This window comes from Massilia glaciei (genome assembly GCF_003011895.2).
GTDB classification, from domain to species: Bacteria; Pseudomonadota; Gammaproteobacteria; order Burkholderiales; family Burkholderiaceae_D; genus Telluria_A; species Telluria_A glaciei.
Window position 1 is genome coordinate 1 of record NZ_PXWF02000012.1, and the last position, 347, is coordinate 347.

The following is a 347-nucleotide window of genomic DNA, read 5'->3' on the forward strand; positions in this document are numbered from 1 at the left end:
CCTGCAAGCAAATAGTTCATGCATCCATCTTTAATCTGCGGTTCATATATTCCGAAAACGGTCACCATCTCGCCGGTCCAAAGCAAAACATCGATCTGGGGCTCGGGGACGTCCGGAAGGTTGTCGGGAATTGACATCTTCGAAAACTTGTCGTGCCAAGCCGTTCCCCACAATTCCGGCGCCGGCGTTCCACTCATCATCGACTGCACGTAACCCGTGTCTTGAGTGAATTCGAAAAAAATACGCGTGGCATCGGTCATCGCATCAACGTATTTCCCGTCAAAAAAATTGTCTCCTCGCGGACCGTTGGTAACCAGATAGCAATGCCAATCGCTAGCACTCATAGT

Annotated in this window: 1 pseudogene; it reads right to left on the bottom strand. The window is 50.1% G+C overall.

What is annotated here, in order from left to right:
- A pseudogene (locus C7C56_RS28520) lies at nucleotides 1–347 on the bottom strand (hypothetical protein); the annotation flags it as partial.